Source organism: Leptospira haakeii (assembly GCF_002812045.1).
Classification (GTDB): Bacteria; Spirochaetota; Leptospiria; order Leptospirales; family Leptospiraceae; genus Leptospira_B; species Leptospira_B haakeii.
This window is the reverse complement of record NZ_NPEG01000009.1, coordinates 116,333-134,825: the sequence shown is the minus strand read 5'-3', so window position 1 is coordinate 134,825 and position 18,493 is coordinate 116,333. Positions and strand designations below refer to the sequence as shown.

The window sequence follows — 18,493 nt, the reverse complement described above, 5'->3', positions numbered from 1 at the left end:
AAAAAACGATCCAGATTTTCGAAAAAACAGAATTCTAATCACAAGTATTTAGTATTCATTTTTTTTCAGACTATTACTTAAAGAAGGTAGAACGGGATCTTACATAATTCATTATGAAAATAGAAACAATTAAAATTCCATTCCGCTTTTTATTCGAACTAGAGTATCATAGTTTTGATAGATTCCTGTAGTCTATTTATAACAACTATGGAAAAAGGAAAAAAATCCGGTCCACTTGATCGGATTTTCAAATCGATCCAAGGATATTTAACTCCAAAGGCTCCGGTCTCTTCCGGACTTTCCTATTGGAGAGAACTCATCTTAACTTCTATCTTATTTAGTATGACCATACTCGGGACCATCGTATATTTCCCGAGTGTGTACCTTGCCTGGACAGAAGGCAAAACTGAAGTTTTATGGGTGGATTCGCTTTCATTAGGATTGATCTATTTCCTTCTACTCGCCAAAAGAATCAATTTTTCGATCAAAGCGGCCTTGATCCTTACAATGAATTATTGTTTAGGGCTTTCTCTTTTAATATTCGTAGGACCAGAAGGAGGAGGATTACTATGGCTATTTCCTTTTCCGGTATTAGCAGGAGTTCTATTTGGTCTTACCCCTTCCCTATTCGGGCTTCTCGCAAATATAGTCGCAGTCTTTATAGCATCCAGAGCTCAATTTTACTTGAACCTCCCTTGGTCCATGTCTCCGGAAAGATTATATGTTGTGGGCCTAAACTTCCTGATCGCCAATACGATAGTATGTGTTCCTTTAACTATCCTAATGAGAGGATTACAGGAGAGTGTACAGAGAAGACACGAATATCTTACAAATCTTAGATTAAGAAAAGCTCATATATATAAATCTAAACGTACATTAGAAAAAGAGATCGCGACCAGAATAGAGATAGAAAGGACCCTGGAAGAAAATCTAAGAGAGAAAGAAGTACTACTTCACGAGATCCACCATAGAGTTAAAAATAACCTGCAGATTGTTTCCGGAATGCTGAACTTACAAAACATGTATTCCAATGAATCTTCTACTTCTGAAGTTTTATCTAAGGCACAGAGCAGGATCACTGCGATGGCGATGATCCATGATCATCTATATAAGCAGGATAAATTCGCGAATGTGGATATGAAAACTTATTTGGATTCTCTTTTAAGACATCTAGTCACTTCTTATTTCCCATCCGGGAATCGGATCGGCTTCGAAGCGGATATGGATCCCGTCAAACTTTCAATGGAGAAAGCAATCCCTTGTGGTCTAATTGTGACTGAACTTATCTCAAACTCTCTCAAGCACGCATTTCCAAATGATGCAAAAGGGAATATTTTTGTTCAGTTAAAGGTAAAAGAAAATAAGATCCATCTCACAGTTAAAGATGACGGCGCTGGAATGCCAGCCATCCAAGAATGGTTTGGACAAACTCCATCTAAAAAGCAGGAACAAGATTCCTCTTTGGGATTGATGATCATTCGTTCTTTATGTAACCAACTCAAGGCGGAACTAGATCTGAAAAACACGGGCGGGACTTCGGTTTGCTTGATTTTTAAAACTTGATCGAATTCCATAGTTTTAGCTCTACTAAATCTTCCCCAATAGAGTCGAATCCATAGAGGGCAAAATGAATCCAGTCCAACACGATGTTGCCGGCAAAAAATTCTTGATCCTACAAGACGGAAGAGAAGCCCATTTAGTTTATAGAGAGATTGGCTCCCATGTTTGGGATCTGTATCATACTTTTGTTCCAACTGATTTTAGAGGGAAAGGGATCGCATCCTTACTTGCAGAGGCTGCCCTAAAAGCTGCAAGAGCGGAAACCAAAAAGATCATCCCGAACTGTTCCTTCGTGCAAACTTATCTCAAAAGACATCCTGAATATTCCGATTTGGTGATTATGGAATGATCCATCATATAGCCATTTCCACACAAGATCCTGAAACATTAAAAAAGTTTTATATGACTATCCCTGGCCTCTCCTTCGAAAAGGACCATTTTTTTGGGGATGGCAAACTCAGATCCTCCTGGTTTTTAGCTGGAACCACTCGCATCATGATAGAAAAAGAAGAAGAGCCAAAGGCACCCCATGCACTCATCTTCTCAGCACAAAAAAAAGAAGAAAGAGAAAGGATAGATTCCCTATTCGGGAACTCCTTTATGGAAAAGACTGATTATACAAAATATTTTAAGGACCCTGATGGAAATCGTCTGGGTTTTAGTTCTTATCCGGAACCTTGGAATTAGTTTGCCGCTAGGGCTTTGGCGGCAATATAAGAAGTGGTCCATGCGTTTTGAAAATTGAACCCGCCTGTGATCCCATCTATATCCAAAACTTCTCCCGCAAAATAAAGCCCTGGATGAAGCCTACTTTCCATTTTGGAAAAGTCCACTTCTTTGCGACGAACTCCTCCGCAGGTCACGAATTCATCTTTAAAAACTCCCTTGCCTGAAACTTTCAACACGGTTCTTTTTAAGATCTCTTCTGCTTGGTGGATTTCTTTAGAAGAAATTTCGGACCATCTTTTTTCGGATCCACAAGACTTCTCCCAAACTCTTTCCCAAAATCGAGAAGGAAGATCAAATTCGGAACGAGCTCCCGGTTTTTTAGATGGGCTGTCCTTCTTCTTCTCTAAAAATATCTCTCTTAACTCTTGCCTGGAATAATTCGGGACCCAATCCACAAGTAGTTCCGCCTTATAATCCGAATCGAATAATTCCCTAGCAGCCCAGGCCGAAAGTTTCAAAACCGCAGGACCACTCAAACCCCAATGAGTAAATAAAATAGGACCTCTTTGTTTTAGTTTAGAATTTTTGAATATAATTTCTACATCCGATACCGTAAGTCCTTGGAATCCATCTAATAAAGGATCTGAAATTTCAAACGTAAATAAAGAAGGAACAGGAGATTCTATAGAATGGCCCATATTTTCCAGCCATCCCCAAACCTTACGAGAGGATCCACTTGCTACCAGAACTGAATCGAAATATTCTTCTCCTTCTTCTGTTTGTATCCTGAATCTTTTACCATTTGGATCCTCATTTTTGTAAATTCCCAATATAGAAACTTTGGTTTGGATCTTTACTCCTGATTTTTTGGCTTCTTCTAGTAAGCAGTTAATGATAGTTTCTGAATTATCGGTGATGGGGAACATTCTACCATCATTCTCCGTTTTTAATTTTACTCCCCTGGATTCGAAAAAACGGATCGTATCCTTTGGTTGAAAGATCTCAAATGCTCTTTTAAGTTCCTTCTCTCCTCTTGGATAACGTTTAGATAATTCTTCCGGATCAAAACAGGAATGAGTGACGTTACATCTCCCTCCTCCTGAAATTTTAACTTTAGAAAGTACATTTGGAGATTTTTCGTAAAGAGATACGGAGACTTTTCCTTCGGAAAGAATTTTGGTTTGAATCGCACCGAAAAAACCGGCGGCCCCACCACCGATCACTGCGACTTTTTTTGAGGAACCAGAGTACAATCCACTCTCCTAAAAAGATCCTTGTTCTTGTTTCCTATACTCTGAGGGTCCGTACCGTGAAAAGAAACTAAAATACGATTTTTTCCGATTCCTGAATTTTCCAAAAATCGTTTCACTTCCATAGCTCTATCTTTGGATAATTTTCGATTTCCGGCTGGGGTTCCGTAATCGTCAGTCCAACCCTGGATAGTAATCGGATTTTCCAGATCCTTCCAGGTTTGTAGAAGTTCCAACAAGCTTGCACCGGATGGGGAAATAATCTCACTTCCACCTGCGGAGAAGAAAAAGGAAATCTCCTTAATCTTCGGCTCGAGAGTTCGTATCTGAGCTTGCTTTATAATTTCCTTTCTAGATTTTTTACGAGGAATTAGAAAGTAGAGAGCCGCTCCTCCCAATAGGCAAATCAGGATAAAGAACGGCCCCATTTAGTTGGTTATATTGTTCCCATTTTTCCTGCGGAATAATCCTCAAAAGCCTGTTGTATTTCTTGAGGGGTACTCATCACAAAAGGGCCATAACGTGCCACAGGCTCGTTCAAAGGTTGACCTCCTAGGATCAAAACTTCCCAGGCAAAATTTTCGGGAGCGCGAAGGCCTATACTACCTTCTCCGCCTTGGTAAAATACTGTCTCTCCTTCTACTAGATCATGCTCAGCATCTGTATCGATTACAGTACCTGCACCCACAAATGGGTAAGCTAAAATATTATAATCTTTTGGCACTGGCACTTCTGCATAAGAGCCTGGAGAAAGTTTCAAATGAAAGAATACGATCGGGGTCTGTGTTTGGATGATCGCATTGGTTCCCCAAAGGTCTCCCGCAATTACCTTGGCCCAAACTCCGTCTTTTTCTGCCACTGGCAGCTCGGATGAATCCATCTCTTGATAATTCGGGGAAATAAGTTTTTTATCCCTTGGGAGATTAACCCAGATCTGGAACCCATGCATCCTTCCACCTCTGGACTGAAAATCAGCGGAAGGTAGTTCTGAATGGACAAGCCCTGCACCTGCAGTCATCCATTGGATCCCACCTTCTTTTAATTTTCCTGCGTGTCCCCAAGAATCCCTATGTTCCATTTCTCCGGATAAAAGATACGTAACGGTCTCAAAACCTCTATGAGGATGATCAGGAGCACCTATTGCTTTTCCTGGTTCGTAAGTAACAGGTCCCATTTCATCCAAAAGTAAAAACGGGTCCCAATAAGAAAATTGCGGAACTGGGAATGGTCTTCGGACTGGAAATCCTCCACCTTCCATAGTTTTTTCGGCGATTCTTGTTCCGGTTATTCGTCTAAAACCCATATTTCCTCTCTATAATACATTGGACTCAAAAAAGGATCCTAAGGGAATTCTTTTTAAAGAAAGAGAGAAGTTTCCATGGCGACGACTACTATTGCTTTTACTGTGCCGATTTCTTTAAGCAGAGCGTTCGATTACGTTTCTAATTTCGAACGTTTGCCTGACTGGTCAGGGAATATTCTCTCCTTTAAAAAAAATGAAAGTACTACTAGTTTTCAAGTGAAAACAAAATTTTGGTTTTTCGCATGGAAGTTCGAATACCAAATTTTAGAATCTAAGTACCCGAGTAGATTGGTGATACGGATTAAGAGCAAATTTTCGGATCAGACTGAGACTTTCTCCTTTTACCCGGACCCGAAAGGTTCCGATACGGATACTAAGATCCTTTTTACAAGCCAGATGGAATTATCCGGGTTTTCTAAAGTTTTTCGATTCTGGATATTCTCCAAGGTGTTCGAAAATACACGAAAGGACATCCGAAAACTGCAAGAGATCCTTTCTCAAGGCAAAACCTTAGGAATTCGTAATTTTCAGGTTATCCATGATTGATCCTTAAAATAATCTCCGATAAGTTAAATCCTTGTGTTTTTGCTTTCAAAAAGGAGAATATGCCGCATTATTTTTTAGTCTTAAATAATATCACATTTCATTATGGAAAACCTTCCTTATAGCGTCGCTCCCCTACCAGAAAACGAAGAAGAAAGGGTACAAGCATTAAAACGTTATAGAATTCTAGATACTCCTCCCGAGGAAAAATTCGACGGGATCATAAAGGCTGCCTCCCTAATTTGTGGGACGCCAATCGCATTAGTTTCCCTTATTGATTCAGAGAGGCAATGGTTCAAAGCAAGAATGGGTTTAGCTGCCCCTGAAACGCCTAGACAAATTTCTTTTTGTCAATTTGCGGTTTACGAGAATAAAACCATAATTGTAGAAGATGCCTCAATAGATCCAAGATTCCAGCAAAACCCCCTTGTTTTAGCTGATCCAAATATTAGATTTTATGCAGGAGCTCCATTAAGAACTCCAGATGGTTATGTTTTAGGAACATTATGTGTTATAGACACAAAACCTAAAAAGTTATCAAGCGCCGAGATCCAAGCTTTAGAAGCATTGGCAAATTCAGTTGTTTCCTTTATGGAGTTAGATGCTAAATCTCAGGCACTGATCCAGCTACAATCTGTAGCATTAGAATTACAAAAAGCTAAAGAACAATTCTTTATCAATATGAACCATGAACTTAGAACTCCGGTACATGGTATTCTAGGAATGGTGGACCTACTAAATCAAACTAGTAATTCTGAACTTCAAAAAGAATATCTGGATTCGTTGACTGAAAGTTCAGAACATCTAATCCGATTGATCAATGATGTAATCGATTTTAGTAAGGCTGAATCAGGCTCATTACATTTCAGCTTTAAAGAATTCGATTTAATTTCTCTTTTGGAAAGATATGCAGAAGAAGCTTCCGACAAAGCATTCAAGAAAGGATTAGCGTTTAAAACAATTCTTCCTCCTGCGAGAGAGAATATAGACGTTAAATCTGATTCTATCCGCGTTAGACAAATTCTTTCTAATTTAGTTTCTAATGCGCTTAAGTTCACGGAAAAAGGCGGGGTCACCGTAGAGTTGGACATAGAAAAAGAAAGTGAAACAGACATTACTCTTTCTTTGAGTGTAAAAGATACAGGTATAGGCATAGAAGCAGATCGTATCCCGACCTTATTCGAAGCGTTCTCTCAAACTGATATTTCCATTTCTAGAAAATATGGTGGAACTGGTTTAGGACTCTCTATCTGCAAACGTGTCTGTGAGGCATTGGATTGGAATATTTCTGTAGAAAGTGAAGTGGGGAAAGGTTCTAAATTTACTTTAGAACTAACTCTTCCGAAAGCAAATCTCGTCGAAAAAATTAAAATCGCTGAATCTAAAAATCGAATCAAATTCGATTTCTCTGATCATAAAGATCTAAAAATCCTAATAGCAGAAGATAATCTTGTTAACCAAAGATTGATCCAAAAGATGTTGGAAAAATTAGGATTAAACGGCTCGGTCGTTTCCAACGGGATAGAGGCCTTGGTATATTGGGAGGAGAACGATGTGGACCTTCTTCTTTTAGATATACAAATGCCCGAGTTAAGCGGACTCGAAGTAGCAAGGATCTTAAAGAAAAAACCGAGCACCAGAAAGGTTCCTTGGATCATAGCCGTCACCGCTCACGACAGTGCCGAAGACAGGAAAGCTTGCGCAGAAGCTGGAATGGATGATTATCTAGGAAAACCTTTCCGGATAGAAGATTTGGGAGAAAGGATCCAGGAATTTTTAAAATTTCTTCCCTCCTCCCTAGCATCGTAAGCTATATTAGAAAGTTAGAAAGCATTTTTCTTCCTCCTTCAGTCGCAAAAGACTCAGGATGGAATTGGACGCCTTCCATTTTTTTCTCTCGATTACGGATCCCCATAAGTTCTGAACCAGCATAAGCAGTTCTTTCCCATTCTTTTCCGAGAGAATTTTCATCTACCATTAAAGAATGATACCTCATCACCTTTAGATTGGGGGGAAGATCTTGGAAAACTCCCTTTTCATCCGTTTTGATTTCGGAAATTTTTCCGTGCATGGGATATTCTGCTTTTATAATATTTGCTCCCGCAAAATGAGCTATCCCTTGCATTCCAAGACAAACCCCTAATATCGGGATCTCTCCTCCTAATTGTTTTAGAATTTCCATAGAACAGCCAAAATATTCAGGATCCTCCGGAGTTCCAGGCCCAGGAGAAAGTAAAATTCTATCGTATCTCTCCTTTAGGATCTTGGAAACATCCGTTTCATTTTGACGGATCACATCTAATCTAAATCTATAAGGAAACTCTTCTTCCAGTATTTCTCCAACAAGTTGGAATAGATTATAAGAAAAAGAATCGTGATGATCTACTAATAATACTTTCATTGAGCTGCCTCCATAGCTTTCAAAATCGCCCCTAATTTATGGCCGATTTCTTGGTATTCTGCATCCGGATCTGAATCCATAACAATCCCTCCGGAGGCTCGAATCACTGCCTCTTCTTCTTTTCTGAAATAACTTCTGATCGGAATACAGAAGGAACAATTTCCATCAAAACCGAATTTGCCTACAGCTCCTCCATAAGGCCCTCGCGGATCATTCTCTATTCTATGAATGATCTTCATGGATTCTATTTTAGGAGCACCGCTTAACGTCCCTGTAGGAAAAGAAGAAGCTAAACCCGAAAACATATCCTGGCCTGCTCGAAGGATGCCCGAAACCTCAGTAGATAGATGTTGTACATGGCTGAATCTTTTGAGAGCGAAAGAATCTCTCACCTTTACAGTTCCGAATTTGGAAACTCTACCGAGATCGTTTCGATGTAGATCCACAAGCATATTATGCTCTGCAATCTCTTTCGGGTCCGAGAGAAGTTGAAGTGCAAATTTTTGATCTTCTTCTTCGTTTGCTCCCCTTCGGATGGTTCCTGCCAAAGGAAAACTTTCGGCAAGCCCGTCTTTTAATCTAAATAGAAGTTCGGGACTTGCGCCTAGATGAACTTCCCCGGGAAAACTCATGAAGAACATAAATGGAGAAGGATTTATTTTTCGAACCGATTTATATAACTCGAAATCCCCTTTCTTTTTTGCTTCAGCGGTTTGTCCCTCACCAATTAAAAATGTTTTTCTAAAACCTACTTGGCATTGGAATGTATTTCCATCTCGGATCTCTTCTAAAACTTCATCCACCATGGATCTATGTTCTTCTTTCGTTTTAGAAAAACCTAAATCTACTGACCGGAATGTCCCTTTATCGGGAGTTTTCTTTTTATAAATTCCTTCAAACAAGGAATATCTATCTATTCCATAATGAAAATATTTGGATTCTCCCGTTCTTCTATCCAAAAGAATGCCGTCTTCCATCCAAGCAAAACAGAACTTAGGAAATTTAGGATGTTCTTTCAGCATAAGACTCGGCTCCATATCATTTGCAGCCTCATAGGAAAGATACCCGTACAAGCCGCCTCCACCAGCCTCGGTATATTCTAAGAAAGATTTTCTTGGAGGAAAAATTTCGGAAAATAATTGGTAAGGATTTCCTTTCCCGATCTCATTCCCGTCACATTCTAATTTATCTCCCTTTGCTTTAAATACCCTCTTTGGAAAACCTGAAATGAAACTGTATCTGGAATTATCCGATTCAGGTCCCAGACTTTCGAATAGGACCGCTATTTCGGTTTCCTCCATTAGTTTTTGGAAAAATTCCAATACACAGTCTTCCTTTAAAGGAAAAGGTCGAAGGATTGGTCTCGGGAAAAGTAAATTCGCTTCTTTTCTAATATTTTGTATTTCGATGGACATAATATTCTCCTTAAGTCCCCCAAATTTTGAAAATTCGGGTATAAATTATAAAAATTGAATATAAATATAAATAGGCCCGGGAGGGCCACCTAGAGAGAAGAAAGGAAATATTGGATAAAACAGAAGGGCAAACAAATAGAGTTTTAGCTTCCTTATACGAAATCTCGCACAAGGAAGCTTGAATCAAAAAGAATTGGCTGTAGGAATTCCTACTCAACCTAAGAGCATCTCCAAATTACTTTTTCCAGGAGGAACCATTGGAAGAACTTGAAGATCCTGATCAATCGGAACAACGATCAGCCCTGGCCCCTTCTCTTTCAGAAAAGTTTCCAGGTCATTCAGACTTTTTCCTTCTTCTCCCAGATCTAAACTGGAAATTCCAAAAGCATTCGCGATTTTAGAAAATTTAGAATGAGAAGGATAAGCGCTCCCATTATATCTACTTCCATAAAATAGATTCTGTTGCTGGCGAACCAATCCCAGATTTCTATTATCGAATATTATAATTTTAAGATCCGATTGTAGTTCACTCAAAGTATCCAATTCCTGAATATTCATCAGTATCGATCCATCCCCGGAAAAACAAACGATCTTAGAATTAGGATCTGCAAGTGAAGCTCCGATCGCAGCCGGCAGACCAAATCCCATAGTGCCTAGTCCTCCAGAAGTCAAAAAAGTTCCGCTCTTCTGGAACGGATAATATTGAGCCACCCACATCTGGTGCTGGCCTACATCAGTGCTAATCCTTGCATTCGGCCCTAAAAATTTAGCAACGGATAAAATAATATCCTGAGGAGAAAAACCTCTAGGAGCAGAAATAGAATTCAAAGGATATAATTCTTTATAAGAACGGATCTGTTCTCTCCATTCTTCTCTTTTGCGAATTGGAAATTCTCCCATATTCTCCAAAAAGTATTTCAGATCTGAACAAAATCCAAAATCGGGTTTTCTTAACTTTCCGATCTCCTTATAATCGATGTCCACATGGATCACTTTTGCATTCGGACAGAATGTTTCCAATTTTCCGGTGGCTCTATCATCAAAACGAACTCCAAACGCCAGAAGAAGATCTGATTCCGACAATAATCGATTCGTATAAGGAGCGCCATGCATTCCAAGCATTCCCAAAGACAATTCGTGAGTTTGGGGAAAAGAATCTAAGCCCATCAATGTACAAACTACCGGAATATCCTGAGCTTCCGCCAATTTCATGATTAGTTCTTCTGAACCCGAGCCCTTAACCCCTCCTCCTATATATAAAGCAGGTTTTTTAGAATTTTCTAATATAGAATAAAATCTAAGTTTATCCGCTTCAGATATAAAGATCTTAGGAGAATTTGTTTCTTCCTGAGAATTCCAAATAGATTCTATCTGGGACATAGAAAGTGAAATAGGAGAAGCCTGTATATCCTTGGGAACGTCTATCCAAACAGGGCCCGGTCTTGGGCCTTCCGCGATTTGAAATGCTTCCGGCAAAACACGGATAAGTTCCGATACGGAACGGACCAAGTAAGTTTTTTTAGTAATAGGTAAAGATAATCCGTAAGTATCTATCTCTTGGAAAGCATCCGTTCCAATGAGAGACAAAGGCACTTGGCCGGTAATTGCGACTAACGGTACAGAATCAGACTTTGCATCCGCAACTGCGGTAATCAGATTTGTAACTCCTGGACCGGAGGAAGCCAGACAAACTGCGGGCTTTTTAGTGACTCTGGCTTCTCCTTGAGCCATAAATCCTCCACCCTGTTCATGTCTTGCAAGAATATGACGTATTCCACTATTATGAAGCGCATCGTATAAGGGTAAATTAGCGCCGCCAGGGATCCCATATACATTTTGGATCCTTCTTCTTTTTAAATAAGCAACGATCAGTTCGGCTCCGTTCTGGGGAACCTTATCTTCTCTAAGCCAGGCTTTGTTTTTTTCAGTAATCGTTTCCATTTTTGCCTCACACTGTGTAGAAATAAAAAAAGCCCCCCTCGGCTTTACGCCGAGAGGGGCTTTTCGAAGATTGCTGCCTACGAAAGAACCTTAGGGCGTAAAGCCTAACCGGGGTAGCGTGACCACTACCACCATCCAGAGGACGACCCAAAGGGTTTGGTTAGACTGTAGACCTAATCTATTCATTACGTAGAAAAATGACGGATAAACCGCTTAAGATATTCACGATTTACTCATAAAAATTTGCAAGAACTTTTTATCGTTGCTCAAATCCGCTTCCGACGTATCATCCCTTCCCAAGGAAATAAAAATGGCAAGCGTCACTCTTAAAGGTAACCCAGTTCAACTCGAAGGAAAATTATTAGAAGTAGGTGCAAAGGCTCCCGACTTTCATGGAACAGCAAAAGACTTAAGCACCAAGTCTCTCAAAGACTATAACGGAAAAGTGAAAATCTTAGTTTCAGTCCCAAGTTTAGATACATCCGTATGCGCAATGGAAACCAAAAAATTCCATGAAAGAGCAACGAAGTTAGATGGGATCGTAACCGTGGTTGTCTCCGGAGATCTTCCTTTTGCAATGAATCGTTTTTGCACTATGGAAGGATTGGATTCTCCGAATCTAATCACACTTTCTCAATTCAGGGACTTCTCCTTTTCCAAAGCTTACGGAACTCATATTGCAGACGGAGGTTTACAGGGGCTATCTGCAAGAGCAGTTTTTGTTTTAGATAAAAATGATACTGTTCAATACGTGGAGTTGGTTCCGGAGATCGCTAGTGAACCGAATTACGAAGCTGCGATCGGAGCCGCTAAAAAATTAGTTTAAACGAAACATTCTTTTTAAAAAGAATGTATTCATGCAGAAGCTAAAAGGCCTATGGAAGAGGTTGTTTGTAAACTTAAGCCGGGCCTTGCTTCTGCTCTTAATATTTTCGCTTACCAACTGTGATAAAGATCCATCTTCTGATACTGAAAAATTAATCTCATATCTTTCAAAACCTTCTCTGGCAATGTACGGTGACAGTATCATAGCTTCCTGGCCCGTAGAAGAACAACTTTCCGATTTTAATATAATCAAGTTTGCCTTTCCTGGAGTAGACACGAACAGAATCCTATCTTCCGTGCAAAATGACAGCAATCGTTACAATGCTTGCCTGTATGAAGGAGGAATTAACGATTTTTTAGAGAATTATTCTCCCACACAAGGCCAGGTGGATGCAACAGTAAACAGGCAGATACAAAGTATACAGATACTTCTTACAAGATGTGAACATGTAGTTGCATTAAATCTTTGGAATATTAAATTTCCCTGGCCCACACTTGCAGTTGTAATGATCAACGCAGAAATGAAAGAAAGAATCACATTTGTCCCAAGAATCGATACAGAATTGCTGATCCAGGATGATATGTTAACTGACGGCAATCATCCCAATAAAAACGGATATTACATTCTCTCTAAAGCTGTCAGAGAGCAACTACAACCATTCTTCCCAATCCTGTATTTGAACGAATAAGGTGACAAAATGAAAAGAAAAAGTTTTGTAGCCTGCGTTTTTGTATATTCATTTTTTATAATTCCTTTATTACCCGCGCCAGGAGATGAAGAGAGACCCGTACATCCGAACCTCAACCAAGAATTGGCAGTATATAATAAAGTATATATTGCCGGAACAGCGACCGATAGAACCCCCAGGCAAGAAGACGGTTACGAAAGAGATAAAAAGATCTCAGCATCCGGAGAAATGAAACTTACGGACCAATTTTCAGTCACTGCAAGTTATGGATATTTAGATCACTATTCCACTACCAGAAAAATTTGGAGTGGTTGGGATAGGTGGGCAGTCGGTGCTAAATATTTTGTAAAAACGGATTTTGCATCATTTGGGGGCGGTGTCCAATTTTTCGGGCCTTCCGTTTCTCAACCAAGAGAAGCAGACATTAATCCTGACCTATTTTTGATCCGTGCATATTTCGGGGGATTAAAAAGATTCGGGGCATTCTCTATACAAGCTACTGCAAATTTTGAATCTGAAACGAATTCTTCCGGAAAAGAGACCGCGGAAGAAAATTTTAAAAGATTCTTATATACCGGGCTCACTCTTTCCTACAGCCTACCCTCTAAAACAAATTTACTTTTGGAATTCAATCATAGAACTACCGTATCGAACACGATCACACCTTATTCGGATTATTTTGTGATCGCACCTGGGATCCAATATGCTACAAATCCAAACGGATATCTTACTTTTTCTTTAATGCTCCAAACGAGAACGGACTCGAATATAGATCGTGGATTCAAAATAGGATATTTATATTTTTTCGGGGATTAAAACCTTCTTACTCGAATCAGAATCGTAAGATTGCTGGACAAATCCCAAAGTTTTACTTAAACATATATGAATGGAAAAGATCTTAGGCTTAAGCACGGCTTCCATTTTATTCTTTTTATCCGCATTACATATTTTCTGGGCATTCGGCGGAAAATTGGAATCAGTCACGGTTATTCCAGAAACGAACGGCAAGCCAACATTCGTTCCAAGCAGAGGATTGACCTTACTTGTCGCACTTGCTCTTTTTGGGTTCGGCGCAGTTGCACTCTGGTCTTCTGGAAATATTTTTTCTCCAAACAAAACAAGCGCGATCTTCTCTTTATTAATCTCTTTTATCTTTTTAGGAAGAGCCATCGGAGATTTCCGATTAGTCGGTTATTTTAAAAAAATCAAAAATACTAAATTCGCTAAATACGATTACCTAGTTTATTCGCCTGTTTGTATTCTATTAGGAACTTCTTATTTATATCTTGGATGGAAAGGTTTCTAAACCTATACTTTGTTTTTCCAACCAATGAATAATTTGATATAAAACTATATTTTCCCTTTCCCGAATTTTTGCTATCTTCAGCTTTGGGAAATAGGAAAGGTATATGCAAATCTCTAAATCGTTCTTTTACGAAATCCCGGTCCTTTGGAGCCAATGTGATCCGAATGGCCATTTGAATGTCGGGAACTTCCAAGTATTTCTTCATGAAGGAAGAATGGTTGCTCTGGAAGAAGCAGGCCTTTCTTTCTCTCAAATGAAATCCGAAAACATAGGACCGATGATCCTAAGGGGCGAAACAGATTATAAGGCTGAAATTCGTTACCCGGATACAGCTTTGATAGAAACTCAATTCGGTGAAATTTCAGGCTCCAGATGTAAGGCGTTCCAAAAATTAATTCGAAAATCCGACGGCAAAGTTTCCTGCGAATCCATCTCTCATTGTATCATGTTTGATTTCGGTAAAAAAAGACCTTGGAAGTATACAGACAAATTCCTGGAAGGATTAGGAATTTTAGGGCGGCTCCCTCGCTAAGCTCGGGTCGCGCTGCTTCGATTTCGCTATCGCTCATCCGGGCTTTCGCCCGGACTAAAGATCTACGCATCGCTGCCGCAGTTATATTCATTGAGTCAAGGACATTTCTCTCGTATGATAATGTAGGAGCTCCTACAAATATAGTAGCGATTTATCGTCGCGAATTTTAAGATTTTATGATATAGGGAAAAGGCTTCTCCCACGAGCCCACCTCCACCACCCGAACCAGGGCGGGGGCGGTTTTAATAATAATGTTGGAATTCCAACTCTCCGTGATCTCTGTGCCTCCGTGCGAACCAAAAAAATTCGGAAGTTTCGCGCAAAGTCACAGAGCACACAGAGATTCAAAACTTGCGAATTCATTATTACGTCTTAGCAAGATTCACCGCGGTAGGGATACGTAGGGCGTAAGTCCGGCTTGCCGGATGAGCGCTGATGCGCGAACCCATAGTAGCCCGGTCCGAGCGAAGTGAGGAACCGCCCAGAAATAAAAAAAGCCCTCCGAAGAGGGCTTTCAAATCGAAGAAAGTAGAAGATGTTTTTATACGAAGAACTTCTTAGTAAATTGAAGCATTTTATCCACAAAACCTGTGTAAGGTGGATATAACATTTCAATCGAAGAGAACGGAGCTTGTTTGAATACTGACTTCTCGTGAGAGAATGTTCTGAATCCATACCAGCCATGGTAACTTCCGTGTCCGGAGTGATTGATCCCTCCGAATGGTAGATTTGGGTTCGCCAAGTGTACGATAACGTCATTCACCGCAGCTCCTCCGGAAGATGTTTCCTTTAGAACCTTGTTGATGTGTTTATTATTACTTCCGAATACATAGAGTGCGAGTGGTTTCGGTTTAGAAAGAACCTTTTCCACTGCTTCATCCAGGTTTTTGTAAGTTAAGATCGGCATAACCGGCCCGAAGATCTCATCTTCCATAATTCTTGCACTTTCCGGAACATTAGCGATCAATGTAGGCTCTATATAGTTTTGAGAAGAATCAGTTTCTCCTCCCATCACTACTTTTCCACCTTTTTCAACTGCTTCGTGGATATATCCGGAAACCCTTTGGAAGTTTCTTTGGTTTACTAAACGGCAAAAGTCTTTATTGCTCTTGATATCGGCAGAACTTTCTCCGTAGAAAGATTTTACTGCAGCCTTCGCTTGTTTTACGAACTCTTCAGTTTCTCCTTCAGGTAGAAGTAGATAGTCAGGAGCGACACAAGTTTGCCCTGCATTCATGATCTTTCCCCATACCAATTTTTGAGCAGCCTTTTTCAAGTTCGCTCCAGGAACGATGATAGCAGGAGATTTTCCTCCTAACTCTAAAGTAACTGTAGAAAGATTTTTTGCAGCGGCTGCCATTACGATCTTTCCTACATGAGTACTTCCTGTGAAGAAGATATGATCGAACGGTAACTCCATCAGAGCAGTTGAAACAGTATGATCTCCTTCAAATACTGCAACTTCTCCTTCTTGGAAGGTCTCTTTTACTAGTTTAGTAAGTAGTTTAGAAGTTTCAGGTGTAAACTCGGAAGGTTTGATAATCGCAGTGTTTCCTGCTGCAAGCGCTGCAGTTAAAGGCGCAATCGCAAGATAGAATGGATAATTCCAAGGAGAAATGATCAGAGTCACTCCCTTTGGTTCGTAAGAAATGGAACTTCTTGCTCCGAAGAGTGAAATTGGAGTTTTTACCCTTTCCGGTTTCATCCAAGTTTTTACGTGTCTGATCGCGTCTTTTAATTCCGCGATAGAAGGCATAACTTCAGTTAGATCCGTTTCGTGAGGAGCTTTTCTAAAGTCTTTTTGTAAAGCCTGTTTGATTTCTGGAGTAAGTCTTTCTACTGCCGCCAGTAATTTTTTCAATAATACGACTCGATCCTTGGCTTTGGATACTTTCAGAACCTTATGAAAATGACGTTTCTGGACATCGAATACTCTTTGCATCTCCTTAGGGTTCGCAGCGGGAAAAGAAGCTGTTCCGCTGGAAGCGGGAGAGACTGAGCTCGCCGGTTGTGTAGCTGTGCTGGACATGAGGGGTCTCCTAAAGTTCTAACATTCTTCCGGAATTCCGGACAGTAGAGAACCAGGGTATAATTTCATCAAATTTAGGATTTTGGCGCAACCTTTTTATTGAATGATCATTCCGTAACTTTTAAAGAAAATATCCCCTCCCTGGACCCAAGTCGCTTTTTATTCTACCTGTTATGATAAAAATTTTCCTACCTAAACAAGTGATAGATTAGTCCAAAAGGATTATTTCTTTTCGACGTTTTTGGAAATTTATTTCTGACAAGAATTGTAAGATAAATATTTCTATTAGTTTTTTTTTCTAAGTTTGATCCGTATAATTCGCTTAGCAGAATCTTATTTTTCATTTATAAGTTACGCTAATTCTTGACAGAGACCACTAACGTTTTTCAGAGTTACATGATATGAGCCAAGGGAAAACCCTAGAACTTTTCCATCACAAAGACCAAGGTATATTCAGTAATCTGAAGGACCTGAATCATCCTATTTCGGAAAACATCCCGTTCCATTTTAAATTTTTCAATCTTACCGAGAGTGTGGATAGTATTCTCTCCAAGACACTGGATCGTTATCTTTTACATTTAGATATCATATTCGTTAGAGATTCCGTTCTTGCGGCGATGAAAGAAACCATCACTAACACCATTAAAGCAAATATTAAAAGGATCTATTTTAGAGAACTTCAGGCGGATATCCAAAATCCGAGCGTATATCGCAGCAAGATCACTGGCTTTAAACAGACTTATTTGGATAATAAGGAGAAGTATGAAGATCTTCTCTTTAAAAACAATTATGTTGTCCTAGTTTCCTTCATTCACAATAAAGACGCAATCCGCATCCGCGTGATGAATAATGTAAAACTTAGCCCGGAAGAAGTGGATCGTATCAACGAAAGAATCGAAAAAGCAAAAACATATAACGATCTTGCAGAAGCTTTTTTAGAAAAAGGGGACGAAACAGAGGGAGCAGGCCTTGGGCTCATCATGACTCTCATGATGTTAAAGAACGATGGTCTAGGCGCAAGTTCCTATAAAGTAGAAAGCCAAGGCAATAATACCTCAGTTATCATCGATATTCCGATTCGTATCCAAAAAGAGAATGTCCAGATCCAAAAAGCAGAAGAGATCATCAAGGAAGTAGACCAACTTCCTACATTCCCTAAAGCAATCCAAGATATCCAAGTTGCGATTGATAAACCGAATTCAAGTATCGGCCAGATCGCTGAGATGGTGAAGAAGGACGTGGCTCTTTCTGCAAACATTCTGAAACTATCCAACTCGGCGGCTTTCCGCAGAGGAAACAAAGTAGAATCTTTGGATAGAGCGATCCAGCTTATCGGCTTGAAAGAGTTGCAGGTTTTATTATATTCTCTTGGAACAAAACAGATCCTGGAGACCAAATTCCCAGCATTCTTAACGATTTGGGAAAAATCAAATCAATGTGCATATTATTGCAAATTGATCGCTCAAAAATTAGGAATGCCTAAGGAAGCGATGAGTAATTTGATGTCAGCGGCACTTCTGCATGATATAGGAGAGATCATTCTTCTTTCCTTAGAACAAGAACGTATGGGCAAGATCCAGACTTACTCAGCATCCAAGGAAATCGCCTCTTCTCTTTCTATGGAAGAAGCTGCTTTCGGTATTACTCATACGAAGATCGGTGCACTCATCGCAGAAAAATGGAATTTCCCTGAGTTATATTCTAAGGCAATGGAATTTCATCATAGACCTCAATTGGCAGAAGATCATTACAAAGAGATCATATATCCTATTTATCTGGGAGATATGATGATCAAGATCAATAACGAAGAAGCTAAGTTCTCCGAGATCCCTGACGAAGTACTGAAACATTGTAAATTTTTATCTTCCGGAGATTTCCATTCTTTCCGGACCAAAGCTTTAGAAAGTTTCCAAGCGACAACGTAAGTCGCCGAATTATAGGCAGATACCTTATTCTTTTATAACAAGCTGTCAAAAATACTATTACCCAAAGGTTCTAGTAATCTAAGCCTTTGGGCGTATTGCTTAAAC

Annotated in this window: 18 protein-coding genes; 11 read left to right on the top strand and 7 right to left on the bottom strand. The window is 39.8% G+C overall.

Translation table 11 applies throughout. From position 1 onward, the window contains the following. The first annotated feature begins 207 nt into the window (after positions 1–207). The 3 genes from CH377_RS14225 (at position 208) to CH377_RS14215 (ending at position 2,247) form a co-directional block, all read left to right on the top strand. Positions 208–1,563 carry a sensor histidine kinase gene (locus CH377_RS14225; RefSeq protein ID WP_100724424.1) on the top strand — a complete coding sequence of 452 codons (1,356 nt, stop codon included), beginning with the start codon at positions 208–210 and terminating at the stop codon, positions 1,561–1,563. A 64-nt stretch (positions 1,564–1,627) separates the two neighbouring features. Beyond that, entirely contained in the window at positions 1,628–1,909 is a 282-nt protein-coding gene (locus CH377_RS14220) for a GNAT family N-acetyltransferase (RefSeq protein WP_100724423.1), read from the top strand. Next, the gene (locus CH377_RS14215; protein WP_100724422.1) at positions 1,906–2,247 is read left to right on the top strand and encodes a VOC family protein; all 342 of its coding nucleotides are present in this window, start codon (positions 1,906–1,908) and stop codon (positions 2,245–2,247) included. Before CH377_RS14220 ends, CH377_RS14215 begins: the two co-directional genes overlap by 4 nt. Here CH377_RS14215 and CH377_RS14210 read toward each other — a convergent pair. Genes CH377_RS14210 through CH377_RS14200 form a run of 3 tightly spaced genes read right to left on the bottom strand, consistent with a single transcriptional unit; the run spans position 2,244 to position 4,782 of the window. Then, complete coding sequence (locus tag CH377_RS14210) at positions 2,244–3,482, bottom strand: BaiN/RdsA family NAD(P)/FAD-dependent oxidoreductase (RefSeq protein WP_100724421.1); 1,239 nt, start codon at positions 3,480–3,482, stop codon at positions 2,244–2,246. The two genes, CH377_RS14215 and CH377_RS14210, sit on opposite strands and share 4 nt — an antisense overlap. Beyond that, positions 3,449–3,907: an OmpA family protein gene (locus CH377_RS14205; protein ID WP_100724420.1), complete on the bottom strand. Its 459-nt coding sequence runs from the start codon at positions 3,905–3,907 to the stop codon at positions 3,449–3,451. The genes CH377_RS14210 and CH377_RS14205 overlap by 34 nt, the downstream gene beginning before the upstream one ends. Before the next feature lie 8 nt (positions 3,908–3,915). Then, positions 3,916–4,782, bottom strand: coding sequence for a pirin family protein (locus CH377_RS14200; RefSeq protein WP_100724419.1), 867 nt, complete (start codon positions 4,780–4,782; stop codon positions 3,916–3,918). 75 nt (positions 4,783–4,857) lie between these two features. Here CH377_RS14200 and CH377_RS14195 point away from each other — a divergent pair, with 75 nt between their 5' ends. After that, the gene (locus CH377_RS14195) at positions 4,858–5,328 is read left to right on the top strand and encodes an LIC13081 family protein (RefSeq protein ID WP_100724418.1); all 471 of its coding nucleotides are present in this window, start codon (positions 4,858–4,860) and stop codon (positions 5,326–5,328) included. Positions 5,329–5,430: 102 nt separating this feature from the next. Beyond that, entirely contained in the window at positions 5,431–7,134 is a 1,704-nt protein-coding gene (locus CH377_RS14190) for a hybrid sensor histidine kinase/response regulator (RefSeq protein ID WP_100724417.1), read from the top strand. A gap of 1 nt (position 7,135) precedes the next feature. Here the strand turns inward: CH377_RS14190 and CH377_RS14185 are convergent, their stop codons facing one another. From CH377_RS14185 to ilvB, 3 genes are all read right to left on the bottom strand, one after another. Beyond that, positions 7,136–7,726 carry an anthranilate synthase component II gene (locus tag CH377_RS14185; RefSeq protein ID WP_100724416.1) on the bottom strand — a complete coding sequence of 197 codons (591 nt, stop codon included), beginning with the start codon at positions 7,724–7,726 and terminating at the stop codon, positions 7,136–7,138. Then, the gene (locus CH377_RS14180; RefSeq protein WP_100724415.1) at positions 7,723–9,141 is read right to left on the bottom strand and encodes an anthranilate synthase component I family protein; all 1,419 of its coding nucleotides are present in this window, start codon (positions 9,139–9,141) and stop codon (positions 7,723–7,725) included. Before CH377_RS14180 ends, CH377_RS14185 begins: the two co-directional genes overlap by 4 nt. 213 nt (positions 9,142–9,354) lie before the next feature. After that, positions 9,355–11,082, bottom strand: coding sequence for a biosynthetic-type acetolactate synthase large subunit (gene ilvB, locus CH377_RS14175; RefSeq protein ID WP_100724414.1), 1,728 nt, complete (start codon positions 11,080–11,082; stop codon positions 9,355–9,357). A 310-nt stretch (positions 11,083–11,392) separates the two neighbouring features. On the opposite strand from ilvB, the gene tpx reads away from it, so the two are divergent. The 5 genes from tpx (at position 11,393) to CH377_RS14150 (ending at position 14,434) form a co-directional block, all read left to right on the top strand. Beyond that, entirely contained in the window at positions 11,393–11,908 is a 516-nt protein-coding gene (gene tpx / locus CH377_RS14170; protein WP_100724413.1) for a thiol peroxidase, read from the top strand. A gap of 31 nt (positions 11,909–11,939) precedes the next feature. Beyond that, positions 11,940–12,596 (top strand): SGNH/GDSL hydrolase family protein, encoded by a 657-nt coding sequence (locus tag CH377_RS14165; protein WP_100724412.1) that lies wholly within the window; start codon positions 11,940–11,942, stop codon positions 12,594–12,596. Between the two features lie 9 nt (positions 12,597–12,605). Beyond that, on the top strand, positions 12,606–13,412 hold the full coding sequence (locus CH377_RS14160; RefSeq protein WP_100724411.1) for a hypothetical protein: 807 nt from the start codon (positions 12,606–12,608) through the stop codon (positions 13,410–13,412). 70 nt (positions 13,413–13,482) lie between these two features. Continuing rightward, on the top strand, positions 13,483–13,902 hold the full coding sequence (locus CH377_RS14155; RefSeq protein WP_100724410.1) for a DUF3995 domain-containing protein: 420 nt from the start codon (positions 13,483–13,485) through the stop codon (positions 13,900–13,902). 103 nt (positions 13,903–14,005) lie between these two features. Then, on the top strand, positions 14,006–14,434 hold the full coding sequence (locus CH377_RS14150) for an acyl-CoA thioesterase (protein ID WP_100724409.1): 429 nt from the start codon (positions 14,006–14,008) through the stop codon (positions 14,432–14,434). 541 nt (positions 14,435–14,975) lie between these two features. Here CH377_RS14150 and CH377_RS14145 read toward each other — a convergent pair. After that, a complete protein-coding gene (locus CH377_RS14145; protein ID WP_100724408.1) occupies positions 14,976–16,463 on the bottom strand; it encodes an aldehyde dehydrogenase family protein in 1,488 nt (495 codons plus the stop codon). A 401-nt stretch (positions 16,464–16,864) separates the two neighbouring features. Here CH377_RS14145 and CH377_RS14140 point away from each other — a divergent pair, with 401 nt between their 5' ends. Continuing rightward, positions 16,865–18,388 (top strand): HDOD domain-containing protein, encoded by a 1,524-nt coding sequence (locus CH377_RS14140; RefSeq protein WP_100724407.1) that lies wholly within the window; start codon positions 16,865–16,867, stop codon positions 18,386–18,388. Positions 18,389–18,493: the final 105 nt, after the last annotated feature.